The sequence below is a fragment of the Rhodothermales bacterium genome, from assembly GCA_041391505.1.
GTDB lineage: Bacteria > Bacteroidota > Rhodothermia > Rhodothermales > JAHQVL01 > JAWKNW01.
Map to the genome: position 1 here is coordinate 83,645 of JAWKNW010000009.1, position 22,911 is coordinate 106,555.

Annotated in this window: 17 protein-coding genes; 9 read left to right on the plus strand and 8 right to left on the minus strand. The window is 65.9% G+C overall.

Annotated elements, in window-relative coordinates; all coding sequences use genetic code 11:
• Positions 1-195 precede the first annotated feature (195 nt).
• Complete coding sequence (locus R2834_10850; GenBank protein MEZ4700818.1) at positions 196-5,865, minus strand: Ig-like domain-containing protein; 5,670 nt, start codon at positions 5,863-5,865, stop codon at positions 196-198.
• A gap of 63 nt (positions 5,866-5,928) precedes the next feature.
• Positions 5,929-8,382, minus strand: a complete 2,454-nt coding sequence (gene pbpC, locus R2834_10855) for a penicillin-binding protein 1C (GenBank protein ID MEZ4700819.1) — start codon at positions 8,380-8,382, stop codon at positions 5,929-5,931.
• A gap of 146 nt (positions 8,383-8,528) precedes the next feature.
• Here pbpC and R2834_10860 point away from each other — a divergent pair, with 146 nt between their 5' ends.
• Together R2834_10860 and R2834_10865 are read left to right on the plus strand one after the other, a co-directional pair.
• The gene (locus R2834_10860; protein ID MEZ4700820.1) at positions 8,529-9,359 is read left to right on the plus strand and encodes a polyphosphate kinase 2 family protein; all 831 of its coding nucleotides are present in this window, start codon (positions 8,529-8,531) and stop codon (positions 9,357-9,359) included.
• Positions 9,360-9,364: 5 nt separating this feature from the next.
• Positions 9,365-10,174, plus strand: coding sequence for a hypothetical protein (locus tag R2834_10865; GenBank protein MEZ4700821.1), 810 nt, complete (start codon positions 9,365-9,367; stop codon positions 10,172-10,174).
• 120 nt (positions 10,175-10,294) lie between these two features.
• Here R2834_10865 and R2834_10870 read toward each other — a convergent pair whose 3' ends face one another.
• Positions 10,295-10,690, minus strand: coding sequence for a DUF3037 domain-containing protein (locus tag R2834_10870; GenBank protein ID MEZ4700822.1), 396 nt, complete (start codon positions 10,688-10,690; stop codon positions 10,295-10,297).
• Entirely contained in the window at positions 10,668-11,450 is a 783-nt protein-coding gene (locus R2834_10875; protein MEZ4700823.1) for a HipA family kinase, read from the minus strand. Before R2834_10875 ends, R2834_10870 begins: the two co-directional genes overlap by 23 nt.
• Before the next feature lie 249 nt (positions 11,451-11,699).
• Here R2834_10875 and R2834_10880 point away from each other — a divergent pair, with 249 nt between their 5' ends.
• The gene (locus R2834_10880) at positions 11,700-13,121 is read left to right on the plus strand and encodes a T9SS type A sorting domain-containing protein (protein MEZ4700824.1); all 1,422 of its coding nucleotides are present in this window, start codon (positions 11,700-11,702) and stop codon (positions 13,119-13,121) included.
• 31 nt (positions 13,122-13,152) lie between these two features.
• On the opposite strand, the gene R2834_10885 is transcribed toward R2834_10880, so the two are convergent.
• The 3 genes from R2834_10885 to R2834_10895 form a co-directional block, all read right to left on the minus strand.
• Positions 13,153-13,590, minus strand: a complete 438-nt coding sequence (locus tag R2834_10885; GenBank protein MEZ4700825.1) for a PIN domain-containing protein — start codon at positions 13,588-13,590, stop codon at positions 13,153-13,155.
• 60 nt (positions 13,591-13,650) lie between these two features.
• Positions 13,651-14,838: an HDOD domain-containing protein gene (locus R2834_10890; GenBank protein MEZ4700826.1), complete on the minus strand. Its 1,188-nt coding sequence runs from the start codon at positions 14,836-14,838 to the stop codon at positions 13,651-13,653.
• Between the two features lie 102 nt (positions 14,839-14,940).
• On the minus strand, positions 14,941-16,056 hold the full coding sequence (locus tag R2834_10895) for a serine hydrolase domain-containing protein (protein ID MEZ4700827.1): 1,116 nt from the start codon (positions 16,054-16,056) through the stop codon (positions 14,941-14,943).
• A 138-nt stretch (positions 16,057-16,194) separates the two neighbouring features.
• Here R2834_10895 and acs point away from each other — a divergent pair, with 138 nt between their 5' ends.
• From acs to R2834_10925, 6 genes are all read left to right on the plus strand, one after another.
• A complete protein-coding gene (gene acs / locus R2834_10900; protein MEZ4700828.1) occupies positions 16,195-18,180 on the plus strand; it encodes an acetate--CoA ligase in 1,986 nt (661 codons plus the stop codon).
• 242 nt (positions 18,181-18,422) lie between these two features.
• Entirely contained in the window at positions 18,423-18,668 is a 246-nt protein-coding gene (locus tag R2834_10905) for a DUF4212 domain-containing protein (protein MEZ4700829.1), read from the plus strand.
• 146 nt (positions 18,669-18,814) lie between these two features.
• Positions 18,815-20,479, plus strand: coding sequence for a sodium:solute symporter family protein (locus R2834_10910; protein ID MEZ4700830.1), 1,665 nt, complete (start codon positions 18,815-18,817; stop codon positions 20,477-20,479).
• Between the two features lie 72 nt (positions 20,480-20,551).
• On the plus strand, positions 20,552-21,133 hold the full coding sequence (locus R2834_10915) for a hypothetical protein (protein MEZ4700831.1): 582 nt from the start codon (positions 20,552-20,554) through the stop codon (positions 21,131-21,133).
• Between the two features lie 72 nt (positions 21,134-21,205).
• Positions 21,206-21,745 carry a hypothetical protein gene (locus R2834_10920; GenBank protein ID MEZ4700832.1) on the plus strand — a complete coding sequence of 180 codons (540 nt, stop codon included), beginning with the start codon at positions 21,206-21,208 and terminating at the stop codon, positions 21,743-21,745.
• Positions 21,746-21,983: 238 nt separating this feature from the next.
• Entirely contained in the window at positions 21,984-22,439 is a 456-nt protein-coding gene (locus tag R2834_10925) for a DUF1801 domain-containing protein (GenBank protein MEZ4700833.1), read from the plus strand.
• Between the two features lies 1 nt (position 22,440).
• Here R2834_10925 and R2834_10930 read toward each other — a convergent pair whose 3' ends face one another.
• Positions 22,441-22,794 (minus strand): metalloregulator ArsR/SmtB family transcription factor, encoded by a 354-nt coding sequence (locus R2834_10930; GenBank protein MEZ4700834.1) that lies wholly within the window; start codon positions 22,792-22,794, stop codon positions 22,441-22,443.
• Positions 22,795-22,911 lie beyond the last annotated feature (117 nt).

Sequence of the window (22,911 nt, forward strand, 5' to 3'; positions counted from 1 at the left end):
CATCCATGTCACCGGTTGCTCGGTAAACATCCTGCATCCCGCATCCTGCATCCCGCATCCTGCATCCCGCATCCTGCATCCCGCATCCTGCATCCCGCATCCCACATCCTGCATCCCGCATCCTGCATCCCGCATCCCGATCTCACTTCGCCTACCCGCGTAATCACACCCCGGATTTCCGATTTCCAATATTCCTCACCGCACCACGAGGCTTCCGCTGGCGGTCCGGCCGTTGATTTCGGGCTGGTACATGAGTTCGGATTGCGCCGGGGGGTGGGAGAAGGTGCCCGGGGTAGTGGCGCGGGCCACGTAGGTGTAGGTGTGCTCGCCGCGCGTGAGGTAGTCGGCGAAGAGCACGACGCGGTCGTCGCGGATCTCGGTGTGGTTGAAGGATCCCCACCACCGGTCGCTGCCCGTATCTTGCGTGAGCTGGCTGTTGGTGGTGATGAAGGCGTCGTTGAGCGCCTCCAGGCCGGCGGGTAGCGCGTCGTCGAGCACCACGTAGTTGCGGTCAGCGGGGCTCGTCAGCCGCAGCGTCACGCGGACGAGTTCGCCGGCGTCGAGCGTCACCGTCTTCCCGCCCGTCACCTCGATCGCCCCCACGGGCTGGCCGCTCTCGTCGAGCCGCTGGATGCGGCGCTCGACGCTGAGGCCCTGCGCCAGGGCATCCGCCGGCTCGGTCGAATAGGTTTCCAGACGCAGGGTGTAGTACAACCGGCCGTCCCCGCTTTTTTCGATCCGGACCGGCAGCGTCTCGCCCGCCGGCAATCCGGTGAGGGCCGCGACGGCATCCTCGGTGTCAAGGCTCCGGCCCTGGAAGGCGGCTTCGAGGATCGAGCGGCCGGCGAGCGTGATCTTCGCGGTAAAATCGGGGGAGACGTCTTCATAGGCCTCGCGGTACAGCCGGAAGGCGTCGATGACGGCCGCGTTTTCCTGGGTCGACGCCCAGTGGTCTCCGCGGCGCGTTTCGAGCAGGTAGCGGACCATCCGCTCGATGAGCACCTGCGTCTCCGCGGGCGGGCGCGTCTCGATCAGCGCGGCGAGGCCGAAGGCGGTCGACCGCGTGTCGCTGGCGAAGATCCACCCGGTAGCCGGCGACGCGCTGGCCGTGAGGTACGCCGTGGTGCTTTCGACGCGCAGCGCGGCGACGAGGCTCTCGGTCAGCGCCTGCTTCTGGCGCGCAAAGAGGGGCGCGTTGCGGCGCACGAGCAGCCGCAGGAGGTGGCTGCGTCCATCCATGCTGATCGGCGCATTGCCGGCGGTGACGCGCGTCGCCAGGTCGTTGATTTCCTGGTCCAGGAAGCGGTTGTGCCGGCCGAGGGCGTACAGCATCAGCGCCCGGGTGTCGTTCCACACCGCCTCGCTGTAGTATTCGGGGCGCTGGCTCCCGTTGGATACCGCCGAGGCGAGGGCTTCGACGGCGTCGGCGGTGAGGGCTTCGGGGATCCGGAAGCCGGCGTCGCGGGCCTCGGCCAGCGCCAGCACCACGTACGCGCTCACGTACGGATGGACGTACGACCCGCCGCGCCAGAGCGTGAAGCCAGAGCCCGTCCAGAACGCCGGCAGGCTCTGAATCCAGTCGCCGATGAGGGCGTCGCGCTGCCCGCCGAGCACGTCCACCTGGAACAGGTCGAGCAGTTCGGTGCCGGCGATCAGGGGGCGGATGCGCGAGGTGCGCTGTTCGAGGCATCCATAGGGGTATTCGAACAGGTATTCGGCCGCGCCTTCCAGTCCGACCAGCGCGGTGCTGGCGACGCGCGCCTGGAATCCGCCGAGGGAGGGGATCAGACCGGCCGGCAGCCGCAAGGCCTCGTCCGCGGCGTCGTCCGTCGAGGCGAACGTGGCCTGCGTGGCCTTGATCGTGGGCTGCTGTACGGGCAGTCCGATCTCGAAGGCGTCCTGTTCCGCGCCGAGCCGGGCGGAGAACCGAAGGGTGGCCTCGCCGGCGGCGTCGCCGTTCCAGTCGAAGCGCACCTCCTGCGTCTCGCCCCGGGCCATCTGCACCGTCTTGCTGGTCTCGCCGGCGAGCGAGAGCCCCTGGGCCTCCACCGATACGGCGACAGGACCGTCGGCGCCGGTGGTGTTGGTGACGAGCACGCCGGCCTCGAACCGGTCGCCGAGCCGCGCGAAGCGGGGCAGGGCGGGTGTGAGCACCAGCGGCTTCGTGACGACGACGTCTTTCTGCGCGTTGCCGAACTGGTTGCCGGCCGTGAGGGCGGTCGCCATCAGGCGAAAGGTGGTGAGGCTCTCGGGGAGTTTGAACGTCACCCGGGCGCGGCCGCGTTCGTCGGTCTGGATGGCCGGCGCCCAGTGGGCGAGCGGCCGGAAGTCCTTGCGCACGCCGCGCTGCGCCTCGTCGCCGCCGCCGCCGCCGCCTTCATCCATCTCCTTGAGACCGAAGTTGCGCTGCTTGACCAGGTTGGCGAGGGTCTGGCTCGTCGTGACACCCAGCGGGCGGGCGCCGTAGAAGGTGTCGAACGGGTCGGGCAGCGCGTAGCCGATCAGGTTGAGCACGCCGGCGTCCGCCGCGCTGAAGGTCACTTCACCCTGCACGCCGTTGCCACGGGCATCCACGAGGCGCAGGTCCACCTCGACCTCGTCGCCGGGCCGATACGTCTCGGCATTCGGAAGGATCTCGACAGCGAGCCGGCGTTCGCCGGTGTCCACGTCGATGGCGGCGTACCCGATCTTGAACGAGGGGGCGCCCGGATCGCTCGCGCCGCTGGGCGGGGCCGTCCGCCCGGTGAGCAGCATCACGCTCACGAAGATGTTTGGCAGATGCGCTTCCGTGATCGGGATTGCGATCTGCGGGGCGCTCCCTGTGAGCGTCATGACCTGGCTGGAGAGGATGCCCTCCCGTTCGACGGTGACCAGCGCGGTCGCGGTTTCGTAGGGCGACTGCACCATGAAGCGCGCCGTCTCGCCGGGCGCATACGTCGTTTTTTCGGGGATGAGCTCGATCCGGTCGTCGTCGCTGCGGCGCCAGGCGACGTAGCCGGCACCGGTGGCATAGAAGTAGGCCTCGGTGCGGACGGCGTTGCCGCGCAGGTCGCGGCTCTCCGCGCGCACGAGATAGCTTCCCCCTTCCGCAATCGAAAATGCGAGCCGCTGGGCCTTGCCGGCCTGGCTGCGGATCGTCTGGGTCTGTTTGACTTCCTCGACATGCTCGCTGCGCCAGCGCATGCGTCCGTCGGAGCCCACCTCGCGGACGCTGTTCCATTGCTCCCGGATGAGGGTCACGTCGACGGCCGCGCCGCCCACCGGCTGGCCGTTCGGGTCCACCGTGATGAGGTCGACCGTCATGCGTTGCTCCGTGCTCAGATCCAGAAACGTCGTGCGCGGCTTGAGGCCCACATAGAAGAGGGCGGGATGGAGGATGGCTTCTGCCGCGCCGCCGCCTTCCTGCCGCGCCGGATCGGTCACGGCGGCGGAGAGCGACAGCCGGGCGGGGAATCCCTGCTCATTGCCGGGGAGCTGGGCCCGGATGGCGAGCCGGCCTTCCGCGTCCAGCAGCGTATCGCCGCTCGCGATCATGCCGTCGGCGCCGTAGCGGTCGCGCCACGACGAAAACAGATAGCCGTCGTACCCCGGCGGCGCGTAAAAGGTGGTGTTGCGCTGGAGGTAGTAGCGCGCCGGCTGCTCCTGCATGGCGGCGCCGAACAGGTAGCGGCCGGTGACGGTGCCCTCGAAGAAGTCGCCGGCGACATAGGCGTTCGACGAGGCGCGCACATCCACCGAAAACGTCGCGCGCCGGAAGGCATCCACCCTGAAGTAGTGTTCGGCGACGTAGGTGCGCCCTGGGTCGGTGAGGGTGGCGGTGATCCGGTACGAACCCAGCGTGGCGCTTTCGAGGCTGGCCCAGGTGAAGTCGAACGTGCCCATCGCGCCCGGCAGGATGTCCTGCTGGAAGACCACCTCGTCGCTCGGGCTGACGATTTCGATATGGAGGCTATCGCGCAGAGCCGTCCAGTCGCCATCGGTTTTTTGCCGGAATATGCCCTTGAAATTCGCCGTTTCGCCGGCGCGGTACAACCCGCGATCCGTGAACAGCACTCCCTCCCGGTCGAGTGGCTCCGGATTCCAGTCGGTGTAGATCCCGAAGCGATAGGGCTCCAGTCCGTCGTCGAACAGGCTGGCCGTGAAGGCGAGGTCGCCGTCTTTCTCGACGAAGGCGTACTGGATCGGCGTCGACCACTCGTCGGGGTGGGTCATGCCCAGCGCGTGCCATCCGGGGCCGGTCGCCCGGCCTTCGGTGTCGGTCGTGCCCTGCCAGTAGACCCGGTTGTCCTGCCCGCGCAGCGTCACGGCGGCGGCGGCGACGGGTTGCGCCGTGGCGAGGTCGGTGACGAAAAACACGTTCTGGTGCGGGCTGAACTTGGCCGAGATGCCCATCCGGGTGACCTGCGCGAGCGCCTTGAACGAAGGCCGGTCCGTCTGGCCCGCACGCGCCGGCCCGAGCACCTGCACGCCGGCGACGCCGACGCCGTTCGTCAGCGCGGGCGACAGGTCGAACGGCAGCACCGTGGGGACGTTGCGCTGCGTGGCGACGGGCCGGCTCTGCGTCGCCGCGACGGCCGGCCGGACGGTCTGCGCGTCGGTGTCGTAATAGTGCCAGGTGTCGAACGAGGGCAGGCTGGGGATGATCTGATCCTGGGCGAGCCGTTCGAGACCGTAGCTGACCGTCTCGACGTTGGTGACGTGCATCGGCAGCACGGGCTGCTGCGCGGCCTCGACCACCAGGATGCCTTCGGGAATCCGCGCGGAGGGGACGTAGGCTTTGGTCACGAACCGATGCGCGCCCGTGGCGAGCACCTGGCCGTGCACGTCGCGCAGGCTGTCGACGCGGATCGTGTACGACGTCTCCGGGGCCCAGGAAAGCGGCAGCCGGTGCGTGGTGCTGACGGCGTCGTCGCGCGCCTCGATACCGGCCGGCAGGTCCAGCGCCGGCTGGATCGTCAACGCACGGCGGAGATCGCCGAACCGGACTTCCGTCGTGAACTGGAGCGTCACGCCCTGCGCCGGATCCATGTTCGTGGTGATCGTATTGTAATATTCATCCTCCTGCGACACCTGCACGAAGGCGAGTTCGGGATAGGTGGTGAAGACGATCTCCGCGCGCTCCGCGCTGCCCAGGTGTCCCTGCGCGCCGGCGAGGCCGGCGTCGATCGACACGACGTACGTGACGCCCTGGTCCAGCGGTCCGGCCGGCGTGACGACCGCGATGCTGTCGGCCTCGAGCCGGAAGAGGACCTCGACGTCCGCGTCGTTGGACTGGCGCCGGAGGCTGAACGAGCGCGGGGCGGCGCCGGGGTCGAGGGCCTGGTTGAAGGTCAGGAAGAGGCCGGCGGACGGGTCGACGAACCGTTCGTAGGGCGAGGGACTGGACGACACGAGGCGGGGGCGGGGCGTTTCGAAGGTCCAGGTATAGGGTTCGGCGAGGGCCTCGCCGTCCAGGGCGACGAGGCCGGCATGCAGGGTCGCCGCGAAGGCCGTGTTGACCGGAAGGGGGGCGGCCGGCTGGAAAACGAGCGTCTGCGTCCCTTCCCAGCGGAGGGCGCCGGCGACGGCCGGCTCGATCGTGATCTGCCCGGGCGCCGGGGCCGGCGCGTCGCCGACAGGCACCATCGGGCGGCTGAAGGTCACCGCGATGGACTGGTCGGACTGGAGCCGTAGCAGGCTGCCGGATGGCGAGACGCTGATCGGGCGAAGCGGCCCCTCGAGCGTGGGGATAAACGCCGCGGCGGCGGCCGGCACGTCGAGCGAGACGGTCTCGACCTCCATGCCGTCGGTCGACGCGCTTTTTTTCCCGCACGACAGGGCGGTGAAGGCGAGCAGCAGCAGGAGCAGGGATGTATGGCGAAGCAAGGGTTGCCTCCGATTCATGCGATGTCGTGTAAAGGGGCCGTCCGGCGATCGCCGGACGGACGTTCAATCCGGCGCCCCGAGCACCCGGGGATCGGGCAAGGAGGCCGGCTCCTCGAGCGGGTCGATGACGGCGATCCGGGCCGGCAGGCTGCGCACGGCGTCGCCTTCCAGCGTGCGGGCGCGCAGTTCGATGGTATGGGTGCCGGGGGCGAGCGCAAGGAAGGCCTCGTCGATCGATCCGGGGAACGCCGCGCCGTCCACCCACCACTCGGGATGCACGAGCGTTTCGTCGACGACGGCCTGCAGCTTGATGCGCTGGTAGCCGCGCCGCAGCACCGGATCCAGCTGGAAACGCGCCCCCGATATCGGGTAGGCGACGCGCAGGCCGGCATGTGGCGAGGGCGCCTCGTCCCGGGCCGCGGCCTGCGCCAGCGTGACCGTGGGAGGGAGCGGCATGCCGCGTTCCCGCATCCATTCCCGGTATTCGGGGGGATGGACGGCGTAGGTGATGGACTGCCGGGCCGAGGCCGGCGTGTCGGCGTCGGCGAGGAGCCCGTTGCGGCGGTCGATGTCGTACCGGCGATGGACGGCGCAGGTGTCCGTCGGGATGCTGCCGGCGAGGAAGGCGATGCGTTTTCGCACGGGGCAGGCCGCCCCCGGCAGCTTCCCGCTCGCGGGGCATACGACGGCGTCGGCGACGCCGGCCGGGGCGTCAAACGCGCCGCCGGGCCCGAGTTCGAGCAGGATCGACTTGAACAGCGGCCCCGCGCCCGAGACGCCGCTCACGCGCTGCATCGGGCTGCCGTCGAAGTTGCCCACCCAGACGCCAACGGTGTAGGCCGGCGTGAATCCCACCGCCCAGTTGTCGCGATAATCTTTGGTGGTGCCGGTTTTTACCGCGGCGGGAAACGGCAGCTCGAGCGGTCCGTAGCGGCCGAATGCGGCCTGCCTGGCTTCGGGGTCCGACAGGATGTCCGCCATCAGGTAGGCGACGTCGGGCGCGATGACGCGTGGCGCCGTCGCCGGCGGCGCGGGCTGTTCGACGGCGCCGTCGAGACTCGTTATCGACGCGATGGCGCGCAGCGCCGGGAGCGCGCCTCCGCGCGCGAGACCGGCGTACGCGCGGGCGAGTTCAATGAGCCGGACTTCCCCGTTGCCCAGCGTGATGCCCACGCCGTAGTGCTCCGCCGGCCGGTCGAGCGAGGCGAGACCGAATGCATGGAGGCGGTCGAGGATGCTGGCCGGCCCGATCTCGCGGGCGACGCGGACGGCCGGCACGTTGTAGCTGTTGGCGAGCGCCTCGCGCAGGGGCACGGGGCCGTGGAAGGTCCGGTCGTAGTTTTGCGGGGCGAAGGCGCCGCCGGCTTCGGGGATCTGGATTTCGAGGTCGGCCAGGATGGAAGCGGGCGTGTACCGCCGGCTTTCAAGCGCCAGGGCATAGGTGAACGGCTTCAGCGCGCTCCCCGGCTGACGCCGCGCCTGCACGCCGTCGTTCTGTCCGCCCGTCGCCGCATTCCAGAAATCCGCGCTGCCGAGGTAGGCGCGGATGTCGCCGGTGGCGTTGTCCAGCACGATGACGGCGGCGTTGCTGACGTTTTCGCTGTTCAGCCGGGCGAGGTGGGTGCGCGCGAGGGCCTCGACCGTCTGCTGAAGCCGGGCGTCGAGCGTGGTGCGCACCTCGGCCAGGCCGGCGCGGTCGCCGAGCTGGCTGCGCACGAATTCGACGAAATGCGGCGCCTGGAACGTCTGGTCGGGCGGCCGCGTCGGGATCGGGAGCGCGCCGAGTCGGGCGGCCTCATCGGGCGCCAGGCGCGCCGTCGCGGCCATGGCGTTGAGGACGCGCTGTTGCCGGCGCCGCGCCGCATCGGCGTGCCGGTAGGGGTCGAACGCAACCGGGCTCTGGGGTAGCCCGACCAGAAAGGCCGCCTCGGCCAGGGTCAGGTCGCTCGCACTCTTCCCGAAATAGGTCCGCGCCGCCGCCTCGATGCCGTAGGCCTGGTTGCCGAAGTACACCCTGTTGAGCCACAGCGCGAGGATCTCGCGTTTGGTCAGCCGCGCCTCGAGCCGGAGCGCGAGATGCGCCTCGGCGAGTTTGGTGAACAGGGTGCGGCGGGTGGATTTGCGCAGGGCGCGCGCCACCTGCATCGTGATCGTGGAGCCGCCGCTCACGACGTGCCCGGCGCCGGCGTTGTCGCGCGCGGCGCGGAGCAGCGCCAGCGGGTTGACGCCGGGATGGCGGTAAAAATAACGATCCTCGATCGCGACGAGCGCCTCGGCGACGTGGGCCGGCAGGACGTCGAGCTCGATGGGGATGCCCCGTCCATCCGGCCGGATTTCGCGCAGCAGCGCGCCGGCCCGGTCAGTCACCCGAACACTCACCACCTCGGGCTCGGCGAGCAGGCCGGCCGGCACCGGGACGAGCAGCGAGGCCAGCCCCGCCAGCAGCGCGGCGCCGGCCGTCGTGACGAGCGCGCGACGGAGAGGGGATAGACGCAGGGGGCGATGACGAAACCGCATGGATGGGGCGTCGAGGAAAGGAATGGGCCGGGGAAATATACGGCGGATCGGCGTGGCGCGTGGAGCAAGGACGTGCGAACGTTGAACGATGATCCGGTGAACGTTAGATTCAACCGTTCTTTACATCAACCGTCCCGACCGAATCCGTGTCCAAACCCGACTTCGATTACACCCGCTACCGCGTCCCGACCGGTAAAAAATTCAAGCTCGCCTCGATCGACCCGTCCGACACTCAGGGCCTGGAAAACGACAAGGCCGTGGACCGCCGGAAAAAGAAGAACCGGAAACGCATGGCGAACCTGCAGGAACGGCTTTTTGCCGAGGGCAAGCAGTCGCTGCTCGTCGTGCTGCAGGCGATGGACACGGGCGGTAAAGACAGCACGATCCGCGAGGTATTCCGGGGCGTCAATCCGCAGGGGTGCCGCGTGAACGGCTTCAAGGCCCCGACCCCCATCGAGCTGGCGCATGACTTCCTGTGGCGCGTCCACGACGTAGCGCCGAAGAAGGGCATGATCGGGATCTTCAACCGGTCGCATTACGAGGATGTGCTGGTCGTTCGCGTGCACGGATGGGCGCCGAAAGAGATCATCGAACGCCGGTACGATCATATCAACCGGTTCGAGGCGCTGCTCGCCGACGCCGGCACCCGCGTGCTCAAGATCATGCTTCACATCTCCAAGGATTACCAGCTGGAGCGGCTCCGCCGGCGGCTCGTGGAGCCGGACAGCCACTGGAAGTTCAACCCCGGAGATCTGAAGGAGCGCGAGCTGTGGGACGAGTACATGAAATGCTACGAGATCGCGCTGAACCGTTCCGCGACGCCGGCGGCGCCCTGGTACGTCATCCCCGCCGAGCATCAGTGGTTTCGCAACCTGCTCATCACCGAACTCATCGCCGACACGCTGGAGGAGATGAATCCCCAGTATCCTGCGCCAGATTTCGATCCGGCCGCGTTCCCTCCCGAGAGCCTGGTGTAAGGCCGATGCCACGCAGATACGTCCACCGTGCCGGATGGAGCCTGTGCGGGATGCTGCTGGGGCTCGTGCTCGCAGGGTGCGCGTTGACTACGGCACGGCAGCCGGGGCCGGACGATCTGGCGAAGAAAACGGGGTTCGACTGGCGGGCCGATTCGACCGCGCACTTCGTCGTGTATGCCGAACGAGGCTCGGAGGGCGAGCGCCGGCTGGAGGAGGTCAAGCGGGATGTCGAGGCGTCGCTCGTCCGGGTGAACCGGGTGCTCGGCGCCCACCAGGAAGAGCCGCGGGCCACGATCTTTCTGGTCGATTCCCGGGACCGCATGCGCGCCCTGATCGGCCACGAAACGAACGGCATCGCCTTTTTCAAGACGCGCACGCTCTGTTACATCGTGAATGAACGCATGATGCTCAGCGCCACACACGAGCTGCTGCATGTCGTCGCGATGAATCGATGGGGGACTCCGGAGCGCTGGGTCAACGAAGGACTGGCCGTGTATGCGACGGGCAACTGGCATGGGCACGACCTCCACAGGCTCGCGGCCTTTCTCGGCCGCGAAGGGGTCCAGCTGTCATGGGATGAGCTGACGCGCTCCTTTTCCCGCCATAACGACCTCATCACCTACCCGCAAGCCGGCAGCCTCATCGGGTTTATCTACGAGACGTACGGCGTCGAAGCGGTGGAGGCCTTGTGGAAGGATGGCGCCGGCGGGCTGCAACGCGTTACCGGGACGACTCCGGATGTGATCGAGGCGTCATGGAAGGCGCGGCTGGCGCAGGAGCCGGCCGAGGCGATGGACTACACGTACGCCCCGTAACGTCTTCGGAAGTTGTTGAAATTCTAAAAACCCATTGCGCGGGCCGCCATTCGACCCGGGCGCCGCAAGCAACCGGCAGCGCAGATGGATGCGGCGCGGATGGACGCCCCCTCCTGTTTCTCAGGTCCTCTTGATGCGGACCATCGTGTTCATCAGGTGTTCGAGCGCGGCGGCGGGGTTGTCGCAGAGGCCCGTGTGGGAGGGGGAGGGCTGGATCATCGTGCTGCGCGGGGCGACGAGCCAGTGGTAGCGTTCGCGTTTGGAGAGCTGGCCGATCGGGCCGGCATGGCTGCCGCCGGCGCAGAGGATGGGGATGACCGCGAGGTGATTGCGGATGGTTTCCAGGTCCGCTCCCGGGTGGATGGCCAGGAGGCGGGGCTCGTCCAGTTCGATGCGCGCCTCCAGGAAGCCCCGCGACGGGCAGGACAGGATGATGCCGGCGTTGATAAATTCCTCGCGCTCGATCCGGGGGACGACGCGCAGGACCGCGTAGTCATACAAGCAGCGATCGGGCACGGGATACCTCCTCCTGGAAGTCGAACGGGGACTCGAGCCGGCGTCGCAGATAGTCGACGTACGCCGCGCGGTGGTCGGCAACGCGGTCGAACGGGGCGTCGTGGAGCAGCCATGCATCCGGCACGAGGGCGACGACCTGCTCGATGAGCGCCGGCGTGATGCGCTGGCGCAGCGCGTCGGCCGCCGCGTCGAGGGCCGAGGCGAACGGGAGCAGCACGTGGTGTTTGATGGCCGCGAACCGGTCGCGGCTGCGCGCCGGGTAGTCGGACCACGCGTGGTGAAAATAGAGACAGGCCCCGTGGTCGATCAGCCAGAGCCGGCGATGCCACATGAGCAGGTTCGGGTTGCGCGGGGTGCGGTCGACGTTAGTCATCAGCGCGTCGAACCAGACGATGCGCGACGCGAGGTCGGCGTCGGGGGTGTCGACCACCGGGTCGAACGTGATCGAGCCGGGCAGGTAGTCGAACGCCAGGTTGAGGCCGGCGCTGCCGCGGATCAGGGCCTGGATTTCGGGGTCGGGCTCGGTTCGGGCCATCTCAGGGTCGAGTTCGACGAGCACGATCTCGGGGATGGGCAGGCCGACGGCGCGCGCAAGTTCACCGGCGATCACCTCGGCGATAAGGACTTTCGGCCCCTGGCCGGCGCCGCGAAACTTGAGGACATAGGTCCCCTCGTCGTCCGCTTCGACGATAGCCGGCAGCGATCCCCCCTCGCGGAGGGGGGTGACGTAGCGGGTGGCGTGGACGGTGCGGAGGTTCATGGCCGGCGTTCGTGTGGCAACAGGTGTCCCGTCAGACGCTGCGGGGGCAACTAGGTTCACGCCCCCGAGCCGTCGGGATGTCATGATTTGCGATTGGCGGATCCACTGGGGATATTGGTCCAGGCACCGATTCCAACGGTGCGCGGGCGAATGCGGGAGGTGATCCTGTGTAAGTACATCGTGTATGACGTCCGTTTTCTCTCGCTCCGCGTACCCCACGGGGATGCGCGATAAGGTTCTGTGTAGCTCATGAAAACGGTATCCATCTTCGTTGCGATCCTCCTCGCGACCGCGTCGGTCGCCCTAGCTCAAGCATGCGGACCCGAACGTTCGGGTGAAATGGCATCGCATGCCTCCATTCAAGTCGAGCCGGCTGCCCGATTTACCCACGACAATCCACGGCTCGAGAAACTGGTCGCGTTCACGCTGGCGTCCGGCAATCCCTGCGCGGTACTTCGAACCGTGGGCATTCCGGCCGCTGGTCTCCATGCGGCCGAGGGCACGTTGCTGGAAATTCTGTACCAGGAATGGCTGGAAAGCGCGTGGATGAATGATAAGCTCTCAAGGTTCACCTTTGGGCCGGACGGCATGGTTGACGGGGCCCTGACGCAGGTCTACGAGAATGGCGAGTGGGTCAACCAGACGCTTGATTTCGTCGAGTTCGATGAAAACGGCTTGCTCGTCTCCACCGTGGAACAGGTGTGGGTCGACGGGGCATGGGTGAACTCCTTCCGCCAGACGAACGACTTTGATGCCGACGGCGTATCGATGGGTTTCCTGTTCGAAATCTGGGATAACGACGCCTGGGTGGGCGATCTCCGATCCGTCTCGACACGCGCAACGGATGGATTGCTCGCTCAGACGTTGATCCAGATGATGGAAGACGGGGAATGGCGGGATGTTTCTCGCACGGACTATACCTACGATGCGATGTCGCAACTCGAAGCTACGTCGTTGTGGGTCTATGACGAGACGGCCATGACGTTGCAGAACGTCAGCCGTAATCTTTACACCTACCCGGATGAACTCACGAGAATCAGCACGCGACAGGTGCTGGTTGAAGACGATATGGGAGCGGAATCGTGGATCGATCTGAGCCGGATTACCACCTATTATGACGGCGACGCGAAAGAGGTCTTGAGCACGAGCGAGCAGTTCATCGTCGACTGGGTATTCACGAGCAGGAGGAGTTCCACGTACAACGATGCAGGGCAGCGTACGGAATATATCACGCAGTCGTGGCGTGACACCGAATGGGTAAATACGTTCGCGACGTTCGATACGTACGACGCCGACGGCGATATCCTGGAGTCGCTCGAACAGACCTGGGACGGCACGGCCTGGATGAACGATTATCGCGAAGAATCGCATTATGGCGAGCCGATTGCGATCTCGGACGACGGCCTGCCGCTTCGTGCCGTCGCCATGTCCGTGTATCCGAGCCCCGCTCGCGATCAGGTCCAGATCGTGATCGAGGCGGACCACGCCTTACCCATGCAGATCGAGGTGTATGACGTGCTCGGTCGCCGTATCGCCAGGCTGCTGGATGACCGGATCGCCGGCATGCGACAGCTTTCCTGGGATGCATCTGCGTATCCGCCCGGCATGTACTTCGTTCGGCTACGCACAGATCAGCGTGAGGAAATACGTCCCCTCGTTGTCGCCCGATGAACTTTTGTAGCTGACCCGGGCAGCGCGCCGCTCACACGAGCGCCATGCCTACCTGCAGCACGCGTATCCCCCCGATCTCCGGAAATTCCTCGTCGCTGACCCGGATGAGCTGCGATACGCCGTGGGCCATCATCGTCGAGACGAGCCGGGCATGCCGTACGTGTTGCCCGGTCAGGCCGTACCCACTGGCTACGTCGAGCCAGGACGGCGTGTGGTCGTGCCGCATCTCGAGGAGCGGGTACTGGTCCACGAGCGCGTCGATGAGATTGCGGGCTTTGTGCGAGGCGTATCCGAATCCGTTCATGATCGGTGGGCGCGTAAGCACGTTCCACACTTCGGCGAGGCACGGCTCGGCGATGCAGCACGCGGCTTTCCCTCCCGATTCGACCTGTTCGACGGTTTTATGAACCTGTTGCCGGAAGGGGCTGTCGGACTGCAGGAGTTCGAGCAGGACACACGTATCGAGCACGCTGTGTGACATAATGAGACCCGAATGCTGATGGTTTACGACGAGGAGATCGACCGAGGCTCAGGCCGCCCGGGCTGAAGCGGCCTCATGCTGGTTGAGCGCGCCGGCGAGCCACGTGTGCAGGTCGGCGCCATCGAGGTAGTTCTCGGGATCGGGGCGCTGGACGGATCGCCAGGCGAGGTAGTCGATCACGTGAGAGCGTCCCTCGTACAGGTTGGCCCGGTCGGTCACGATGAACGTCACCGATGGGGGAGGATCCTGTGTGAGGGGGGAAGGCAGCCGGGGATCGAATCCTTCCCGAAAGAGGATATACGAGACGAGCCGGCGCTCGTCCTCCTGGGTGATGTCCACCCACACCGGATCGTGCGGCGCTTCCCGGATGATGTGGGGCGAGGGCGTTCCGGCAGCGCTTCCGAGGACGTAGGCCGCGAGTTCGTCCACCATCTCCGGGAGCCTCACCAGCATCTCGCCGAGTTTATCCATAGAAAGCCGGCCGTGCGGCATGCGGGCGAAGGAATCGGCATGCACGAACGCCGAACCGCTCTGGCCGATGTTGGCCACCTTGACCAGCAAGTTGGCGCTCCGCACGAGGTTGGCCAGCGTGCCGAACACGATGTCGGGCTTTTCATGGTGCGATTCCACCGCGTGCGTGAGCGAATCGGGTAACCGCCATTGCCGGCACACGGCGCCGACGACCGTCGCGTGGGTGAGGCCGAGCAGTTCAAACTCCGTCTTGTGGAGCGGCTTGCCGATCCGGGCGGACTCTTCCAGGACGGTGCGGTAGGCCTGCGTACTGTGGCTCAGCATCACCAGCTTCCCGAAATCGTGCAGCAACCCGCAGGTGAACGCCTCCTCAGGGTACGGCATGCCGAGTTCGATGGCCAGAAAGCGAGCTGTTATGGCCACGGCGACCGAGTGCTTCCAGAAGCGGTCGTCGCCGCCCGGCCAGGGCACGCGCGACTGGGCGCGCAGGGCGCGCATGGCCTCGATCATCGTGAGGTTGACGACCTGGTCGCGCCCCAGCGCAACGAGCGCGCGTTGCAGGTCGGTGATGGGTTTTCGCACGCCGAAACGGGATGAATTCGCCCGTTTGATCAAGAGGCTGCTCAACGAGGCATCCGTGGCGACCAGGCGGGCGAGCGCGTTGAAGTCCAACGGCTCCTGCCGGGCAATCTTCAGCACCTTGAAGGCCAGAAAGGGCGGTGGCGGGATAGACCCCGCCATGGCCTGTATCTGTTGTCTGCTCACACGGGTAGTGGTTTGCTGTGACTACGGTAGGCCGAAACACCTACATGCCGTGTATCGGCGATGCCTACCGATCCCCAAGGGACCCATCGCAATAACCTACTACTACCGCCTTAACATAGCTTCGAGGAAAAAAGCGGCGAGGGTCTGGTCCAGCCCGCCATACCGGGTGTCGGACAGGTTCGAGATGACGCAGACGATCAGATCTTCGTCGGGATAGATCGTGAAGAGGGTGGTGCCGCCGACCGACCCGCCCGTGTGGCCGACCATCCGCCGGCCCTCGTCGTCCACGCTCGTCCGCCACCCGATGCCATACCCGGTGAGGGCGCCGTCGTTCGTCCGCTGAGAGGCCCACAGCGCATCCACGGTCGATGTGCGGAGGAGCCGGCCATGCAGGATGGCGTCGCCGAAGCGGACGACATCCTCGGCGGTGGAGATGAACCCGCCGCCGGCCCACTTGTAGCTGTTGTCGACATACGGCGCGTTGACGACCCGCCCCGCGTCGTCGTGGACGTAGTAGCGCGTCCGGTACGCGATAAGGCTGTCCATGTGCTCGGCGGTGGTGTGCCGGAGCGCCAGCGCGTCGAACACGGCGCGCTGCATGAACGCGAGAAAGGGTTCGCCGGCCGCGCCTTCCACCGCGGCGCTGACGAGGTTCCAGCCGTAGCTCGAGTAGCTGTAGCGCTCGCCGGGGGGCGTCAGCAGCGGGTCGTCCCGGAAGATGGCCAGTCCGGCCGCTACGGTGGGGTAGTAGGCGGCGCTCTCCATCTCGTTGCCCCGGTAGTGCCGGATGCCGGCGAGATGGCCGGCGAGCTGGCGCGTCGTGATGGGGTAGCCCTTGTCCGGAAACGACGGCACGTAGGTCTGGATCGGCGCGTCGAGGTCGAGCCGGCCGGCCTCCATCAACAGCCCCACGGCGGCGGAGGTGATCGGCTTGCTGACGCTGCCGATGCGCATTTTGGTGAGCGGCGTCACGGGAACGCGCTGCTCGATGTCCGCCCAGCCGAAGCCTTCCGCCCAGACGATGTCGCCGGCGACCATCACGGCGACCGAGATGCCCGGGACGGTTTCGCGCTGCATGAGGGACGCGACGGCCTCCCGGCTATGGGCGATGGCGCCGGCGTAGGCCCCTACGGCATCCGGCGCGGCCACCTGGGCCGCGGCGGGGAGGGGGAGGAGCAGGAGGAGGGGAAGTAGGACAAAAAGCCGGCGCGTGGTCATGTCGAATCGGGGTTTAGGGCGGGATCCTCGAATATAGGCACCCCTCGGGGGAACGGAAAAAAAACTGGAAAAAGCCGGCGGGGTGCTGTATTCTGCGCCGATGGCTCCATCCCATGCACATTACATCGCACCGAGACCATGGCCGAAGAGAAGAACGACCAGCTAACCGCCGCCTACTCCGGACGTCACGAGCAATTCGAAGCGTCTCCCGAATTCAAAGCCACCGCCTATATCTCGTCGATGGAAGCGTACCGGGCGATGTACCGGCGCTCGGTTGAAGATAACGTGGGGTTCTGGCGCGATCAGGCGGCGCGCATCGACTGGTTCGAACCTTTTCGCGCCGTGAAGGATGTGTCGTTCGCGCGCAACGACGTGCACATCCGCTGGTACGAGGGCGGCAAGCTCAATGCGGCCTACAATTGCATCGACCGTCACCTCGCAAAAAGGGCCGACCAGACCGCGCTCATCTTCGAGGCGGACGACCCCGAGGTGGATGCGGTCCATATCACGTACCGCGAGCTGTACGAGCGGGTCTGCCGTTTCGCCAACATGCTGAAGCAGCACGGGGTGAAGAAGGGCGACCGGGTGACCATCTACCTGCCCATGATTCCCGAGGCCGCCTATGCCATGCTCGCCTGCGCCCGCATCGGCGCCGTGCATTCGGTGGTTTTTGGCGGCTTCTCACCCCAGTCGCTGGTCGACCGCATCCTGGATTGCGATTCGTCGGTCGTGATCACAGCGGACGAGGGGCTGCGCGGCGGCAAGCCCGTGCCGCTGAAGAAAAATGCGGATGAGGCGCTGAAGAGCTGCCCCGGCGTGAAACGGGTGTTTGTGGTCAAACACACCGCCGGCCCGGTCGACTGGGTCGACGGCCGCGACTTCTGGGTCCACGACGAGACCGCCGGCCAGCCCCCGGAGTGCCCGGCGGAGCCCATGGATGCCGAAGATCCGCTGTTCATCCTCTACACCTCCGGCTCCACCGGCAAGCCCAAGGGCGTGCTCCACACGACCGGCGGCTACCTGGTCTATGCCGCGATGACGCACCAGTACGTGTTCGACTATCACGACGGCGACATCTTCTGGTGCACGGCGGACGTCGGCTGGGTGACGGGGCATTCGTATATCGTCTACGGCCCGCTCGCCAACGGCGCGACGCAGGTCTTTTTCGAGGGCGTCCCCACCTACCCCGATGCGTCGCGCTTCTGGCAGGTGGTGGATCGCCACAAGGTCACCATTTTTTATACGGCGCCCACCGCGATCCGCGCCCTGATGCGCCTCGGCGACGACTTCGTGAAGAAGACGAGCCGCGCCTCCCTCCGCGTGCTCGGCTCCGTCGGCGAGCCGATCAACCCCGAGGCGTGGAAATGGTATCACGAGGTCGTCGGCGACGGGCGGTGCCCCATCGTGGATACCTGGTGGCAGACCGAGACCGGCGGCATCCTGATCACCCCGCTCCCCGGCGCCGTCCCGCAGAAGCCGGGCTCGGCGTCGCTGCCCTTTTTCGGCATCCAGCCCGAAGTGCTCGACGCCGACGGCAAGGTGCTCGAGGGCGAGGCGCAGGGCGTGCTGGCGATCAAGGACTCGTGGCCGGGCCAGATGCGCACGGTGTACAAGAACCACCAGCGGTTCGTCGACACCTATTTCTCGACGTTCGCCGGCAAGTACTTCACCGGCGACGGATGCCGGCGCGACGCCGACGGCTACTACTGGATCACCGGCCGTGTCGACGACGTGCTGAACGTGTCGGGGCACCGGCTCGGCACCGCCGAGGTCGAAAGCGCCCTGGTTGCGCACCCCGCCGTGGCCGAGGCCGCCGTCGTCGGCTTCCCGCACGACATCAAGGGGCAGGGGATTTATTGCTACGTGACGCTCAACGCCGGCATCGAGCCGACCGACGCGCTCATGAACGAACTCGTCGCCCACGTGCGGTCGGAGATCGGCCCCATCGCGAAACCGGATTTCATCCAGTTTACGCCGGCGCTCCCCAAAACCCGCTCCGGCAAGATCATGCGCCGCATCCTGCGCAAGATCGCCGCCAACGAACACGACAACCTCGGCGACACCAGCACCCTGGCCGACCCCGGCGTCGTGGATTCGCTGGTGCACGAACGGAAAAACCGGTAGCATGAGCGAGTTAGGATTAGCGAGTAGCGATTAACGATTGCCGAGGGAAGAGGATTAGCGAGTAGCGATTAACGATTTCCGAGGGAAGAGGATTAGCGAGTAGCGATAAACGATTTCCGAGGGAAGAGGGGAAGGTGCATCTGAGCGATACTTGACCGCGGCCGAAAGCCGTTCATGACTGCGCGAAGCGCGTTTGACCGCGGCCTCTGGCCGCTTTTCACCCGGCGAGAGCCGTTGCTTCTATGGATCGACAAACCTACTGGCGCCGGCAGATCCGGCGGACCGTTGGACTCCTGCTGGTCTGGGCCCTCGTCGGGTTCGTGATGAGCATCCTCTTCGTCGAAGAGCTGAACGCCGTTTCGGTGCTGGGCATCCCGTTCGGTTTCTGGATGGCCCAGCAGGGCGCGATCTTCGTGTTCATCGTCCTCATCTTCGTCTACGCCTACCTCAGCGGCAAAGCCGATGAAGAGGCCGGCGTGGCGGAATAGGTTGACGGTTCCACGTACGAGGCTCAAGGTTCCAGGCGCGCGGGCGTCGAGGGAGCCTGGCCTTGTCTCATCCCTGGCCGTCTCGTCGTGAATCGCAACCCTCAATCCCACTTCCTCGAACCCCAAACCTTGAACCTCGAACCTGCATGAGCATCCAGAACTGGACGTGGATCACCGTCGGTCTTTCGTTTTCGCTGTACCTGTATATCGGGTACCGAAGCCGGGTCGCGAGTACGCGGGGGTTTTATGTGGCGGGGCAGGGGGTTTCCGCTATTGCAAACGGGGCGGCTACGGCGGCGGACTGGATGAGCGCGGCGTCGTTTATCTCGATGGCCGGCCTCATCTCGTTCATGGGGTACGACGGGGCGGTCTACCTCCTCGGGTGGACGGGCGGCTACGTGTTGCTCGCGCTCCTGCTGGCCCCGTATCTGCGGAAGTTCGGGCAGTACACGGTCCCCGACTTCGTCGCGGCGCGTTATTATTCCGGCGGCGCGCGCCTCGTGGCGGCCATCGCGGCGATTTTTGTGTCGCTGACCTACGTCGCCGGCCAGATGTCGGGTGTCGGCGTGGCGTTTAGCCGGTTTCTGAGCGTGGACTTCGAGATCGGGGTGCTTATCGGGATGGCGATCGTTGCGTTTTTTGCCATTCTGGGGGGGATGAAAGGCATCACGTACACCCAGGTTGCCCAGTACTGTGTGCTCATCTTCGCGTACACGATCCCGGCGATCGCCATCGGCATCGTGCTCACAAACAACCCGGTGCCGCAGATCGCGATGGGCGAGATCCTCCCCAAGCTCGACGCCATCCAGCGCGACCTGGGGTTGACCGCATACAGCAATCCGTTCTCGTCCTTCTCCAAGCTCAACGTCTTCTGCGTGGCCCTGTGCCTGATGGTGGGCACGGCCGGCCTACCGCACGTCATCGTTCGCTTCTACACGGTCAAGTCGGTCAAGGCCGCGCGCTGGTCCGCCTTCTGGGCGCTCCTGTTTATCGGCATCCTGTACACGACCGCGCCGGCGGTGGCCATCTTTGCGAAATACTACATCCTGAACCAGTTCAACGAGGTGGGGAGCGGGATGACCCAGATCGAGTGGGTGCAAAACTGGGCGGCTACCGGACTCATCAACTTCCCCGAGGGCGGGCCGACGGATGCGACGTCGCTCCTGGGGGCGATCAACCGGGATATCATCGTGCTGGCGACCCCCGAAATCGCGAGTCTGCCGCCGTTTGTGGTGGCCCTCGTCGCGGCCGGCGGGCTGGCGGCGGCGCTCTCGACCGCGTCGGGCCTGCTGCTGGTGATCTCGTCATCGCTGGCGCACGACATCTACGGCACCATGCTGCGACCGAATGCGACGGACGCCCAGAAGCTGCGCGTCGGGCGGGGCATGATCCTGGTCGCCGTGGTGATGGCCGGCCTGCTGGGCATCTACCCGCTCGGGTTCGTCGCCGAGGTCGTGGCGTTTGCCTTTGGGCTTGCGGCGGCCTCGTTCTTCCCGGTCATCGTGCTGGGCATCTTCTGGAAGCGCGCCAACAAGCAGGGGGCGATCGCCGGCATGAGCGCCGGCCTCCTCTTTACATTCGTCATGATCGGCCTCATGCGCGCGCAAAACGTCATCCCGGGGATGGAGAAGCCGATCATCGACTCGTTCATGGGCATCAACGCGCAGGGGATCGGGGTGGTCGGGATGCTCATCAACTTCGTGCTGATGATCGTGGTGTCGCTGGCCACCGAGCCGCCGCCGCAGGACGTCCAGCGCATCGTCGAGCAGATCCGCTATCCGCGCCAGCTGACCGACGAAGAGGTGCGTTAGGCGCGGCTCCGGCGGAGCCGGCGGCAGGAACGACTTGAAGGGAGACGTCCTGCCATCCAACCCCAACTCGCCATGGACACCGGTGTCTGGATCGCCGCCGCCAAATGGGTGCTTGCGGCGGTCCTCATCGCGCTTATCTCAGGCCTGCTCGCACGCAATCGGGATCGCGAGCGGCCGACCTCGCGCGCGCACGTCCTGTCGCATCCCACCGGGACGTTGGTCGTCGGGCTGGCCGGCCTGGTGTTTTTCGGCGGCATCGCCATCCTTTCCAACGTCTACGCCAACAGCACCACGACGCTGTTTACGACCGCGACGTTTATCGGATTTGCGTTGCTCTCCCTGCCGCTCATACTCGGTTATCTGGTCGAAAAGTACGAGATGTCCGATCAGGGCATCCGGTACCGTAAAATGACAGGCACGTCCGGCCTGGTGGCCTGGAATGATGTCGTGGAAATCCGCTTCGCTCCGGTGATGAAGTGGTTTCGCATCGAAACACGCGCGGGCAAGGTGCTGCGCATCTCGCTGATGCTGCAGGGCTTGCCCGGGTTCGCGAAACGGGCGCTTCGCCTCGTGCCGGCGGACGCGCTCGACGAGGAAATACGCGAAATCCTGGCGCTCACCGTCGCCGGGTATGCACCGGGCCCCTGGGACTGATTCCTGGTATTGTCGCCGGTCATCAGCGGCATTATATTGCTATGTATTTCGCCAATCAGCCCGGTGACTGCAATGGATATAACCCGCCGCTTTACCTCTACCTGTCTATTGCTGGCCTGCGCCACCCGGCTAGCGGCGGCCCAGGTTGGTGGTGCGCTGCCGCCTCTGGAGATGAAAAACCCCAATGCGCCGTTGATCCTGTCGATTGCGGCGACAGCGGTGCCCGTGTTGGCTGCGAACACGTTTTTCGAGGGCACACGCAGCGACACCGGCACCGCATTGATGCTGTTTGGCGCGATCGTAGGGCCGGGCGTTGGGTACCTTGCCACTAACCAGCCCGGGTGGCTGCTCGTTGGCTTGACCGTGAGGGGCCTTGGAATGGGACTGGTCTATGCCGGCGCGAACGACATCTTTTCGAAGAGCGACGGAGGGGGAACCAGTCTCGTCCTCGGAATGGTATTGATGGGAGCTAGTGCCGGCTTTGATTTTGCGCGCTTGAAGCCGGAAAGCATGCGCCGCCGCAGGCTGCCGCCGCGCTCCAGAATCTCACTGGCGCCAGTGCACGTACAGAACAGGGTCGCGGCGGGCCTGGCGTTCCGCACGGTGCTCTAAGGCTGTAGGATGCTGGATTCTTGTTTCGGGATCCTGGGTGCTGGATTCTTGTTTCGGGGTGCATGATACGGATCCGGGATGACCTGGGTGGTTCGATTCCAGGAACTTGCATCCGGCAGCCCGTACCCCACATCCCGCATCTCGCATCTCGCATCCCGCATCACGTACCCCAGATCCAGCATCTCGCGTCCAGGATCTGGCATCTCGCATCCCCAAACTCCCATACCGTATCCCGACCATGCACATCCCTGCAACGACGGTTGATGCCTATCTGGCCGCCGCTCCGGAGGAGCGCAGGCCGGCGCTGGAGACCCTGCGCCAGGTCATCCTCGACCATCTGCCCGACGGCTTCGTCGAGCGCATCCAGTACGGTATGCCTGGCTATGTGGTGCCGCATGAGGCCTATCCACCGGGATACCACTGCAACCCGAAGGATCCGCTGCCCTTTCTGAGTTTTGCCTCGCAGAAGCACTTCATCGCCCTGTACCACATGGGGATGTATGCTAATCCGGCGCTGCTGGACTGGTTCACGCAGGCGTACCCGAAGCACTCCAAGCGCAAGCTGGACATGGGGAAGAGCTGCGTCCGCTTCAAAAAAGTGGAAGATATCCCCTTCGCGCTGATCGGCGAACTGGTGTCGAAGATGACCGTCTCGGACTGGATCGAGATCTACGAGCGGAACGTGCGCCGCTGATTCAGCGCACCGGGGTCTGGGGCGGCGTTTCGAGACGCCGCAGCTCATCGATCAGGGCATCCAGGTGGGCAAACGCCGGCTCCCAGTGTTCGCGATAGGATTCCATCCAGTCGATGGCGGCCGCCATGGGTTCGGCGACAAGCCGGCAGGGGCGCTTCTGCGCCTCGCGCGTGCGGGAGATGAGCCCGGCGCGCTCGAGCACTTTGAGGTGCTTGGAGATGGCCGGCTGGGACATGTCGAAGGGCTTGGCAAGCTCCATGACCGTGGCTTCACCCGAAGCCAGACGGTGTAAGATGGCGCGCCGCGTAGGATCTGCGAGGGCGGCGAACGTGGCGTTGAGGCGTTCTGGCGTCATGCGTCATAACCGGGTTGTACTATAACCGAACGGTAATGTACGCCTTATGTCGCTGCGTGTCAAGCCTTTAGGCGGTGCATCTTGAAGATACACTGGATGCGTTCGGGCGATGAGGCG

Excerpts from the sequence above, each read along its gene's own strand:
- acs (MEZ4700828.1), top strand. The coding sequence starts at position 16,195 with ATGGCCGAAGAGAAGAACGACCAGCTAACCGCCGCCTACTCCGGACGT.
- R2834_10895 (MEZ4700827.1), bottom strand. The coding sequence starts at position 16,056 with ATGACCACGCGCCGGCTTTTTGTCCTACTTCCCCTCCTCCTGCTCCTC.
- pbpC (MEZ4700819.1), bottom strand. The coding sequence starts at position 8,382 with ATGCGGTTTCGTCATCGCCCCCTGCGTCTATCCCCTCTCCGTCGCGCG.
- R2834_10865 (MEZ4700821.1), top strand. The coding sequence starts at position 9,365 with ATGCCACGCAGATACGTCCACCGTGCCGGATGGAGCCTGTGCGGGATG.
- R2834_10915 (MEZ4700831.1), top strand. The coding sequence starts at position 20,552 with ATGGACACCGGTGTCTGGATCGCCGCCGCCAAATGGGTGCTTGCGGCG.
- R2834_10930 (MEZ4700834.1), bottom strand. The coding sequence starts at position 22,794 with ATGACGCCAGAACGCCTCAACGCCACGTTCGCCGCCCTCGCAGATCCT.
- R2834_10910 (MEZ4700830.1), top strand. The coding sequence starts at position 18,815 with ATGAGCATCCAGAACTGGACGTGGATCACCGTCGGTCTTTCGTTTTCG.
- R2834_10875 (MEZ4700823.1), bottom strand. The coding sequence starts at position 11,450 with ATGAACCTCCGCACCGTCCACGCCACCCGCTACGTCACCCCCCTCCGC.
- R2834_10925 (MEZ4700833.1), top strand. The coding sequence starts at position 21,984 with ATGCACATCCCTGCAACGACGGTTGATGCCTATCTGGCCGCCGCTCCG.
- R2834_10880 (MEZ4700824.1), top strand. The coding sequence starts at position 11,700 with ATGAAAACGGTATCCATCTTCGTTGCGATCCTCCTCGCGACCGCGTCG.
- R2834_10905 (MEZ4700829.1), top strand. The coding sequence starts at position 18,423 with ATGGATCGACAAACCTACTGGCGCCGGCAGATCCGGCGGACCGTTGGA.
- R2834_10920 (MEZ4700832.1), top strand. The coding sequence starts at position 21,206 with ATGGATATAACCCGCCGCTTTACCTCTACCTGTCTATTGCTGGCCTGC.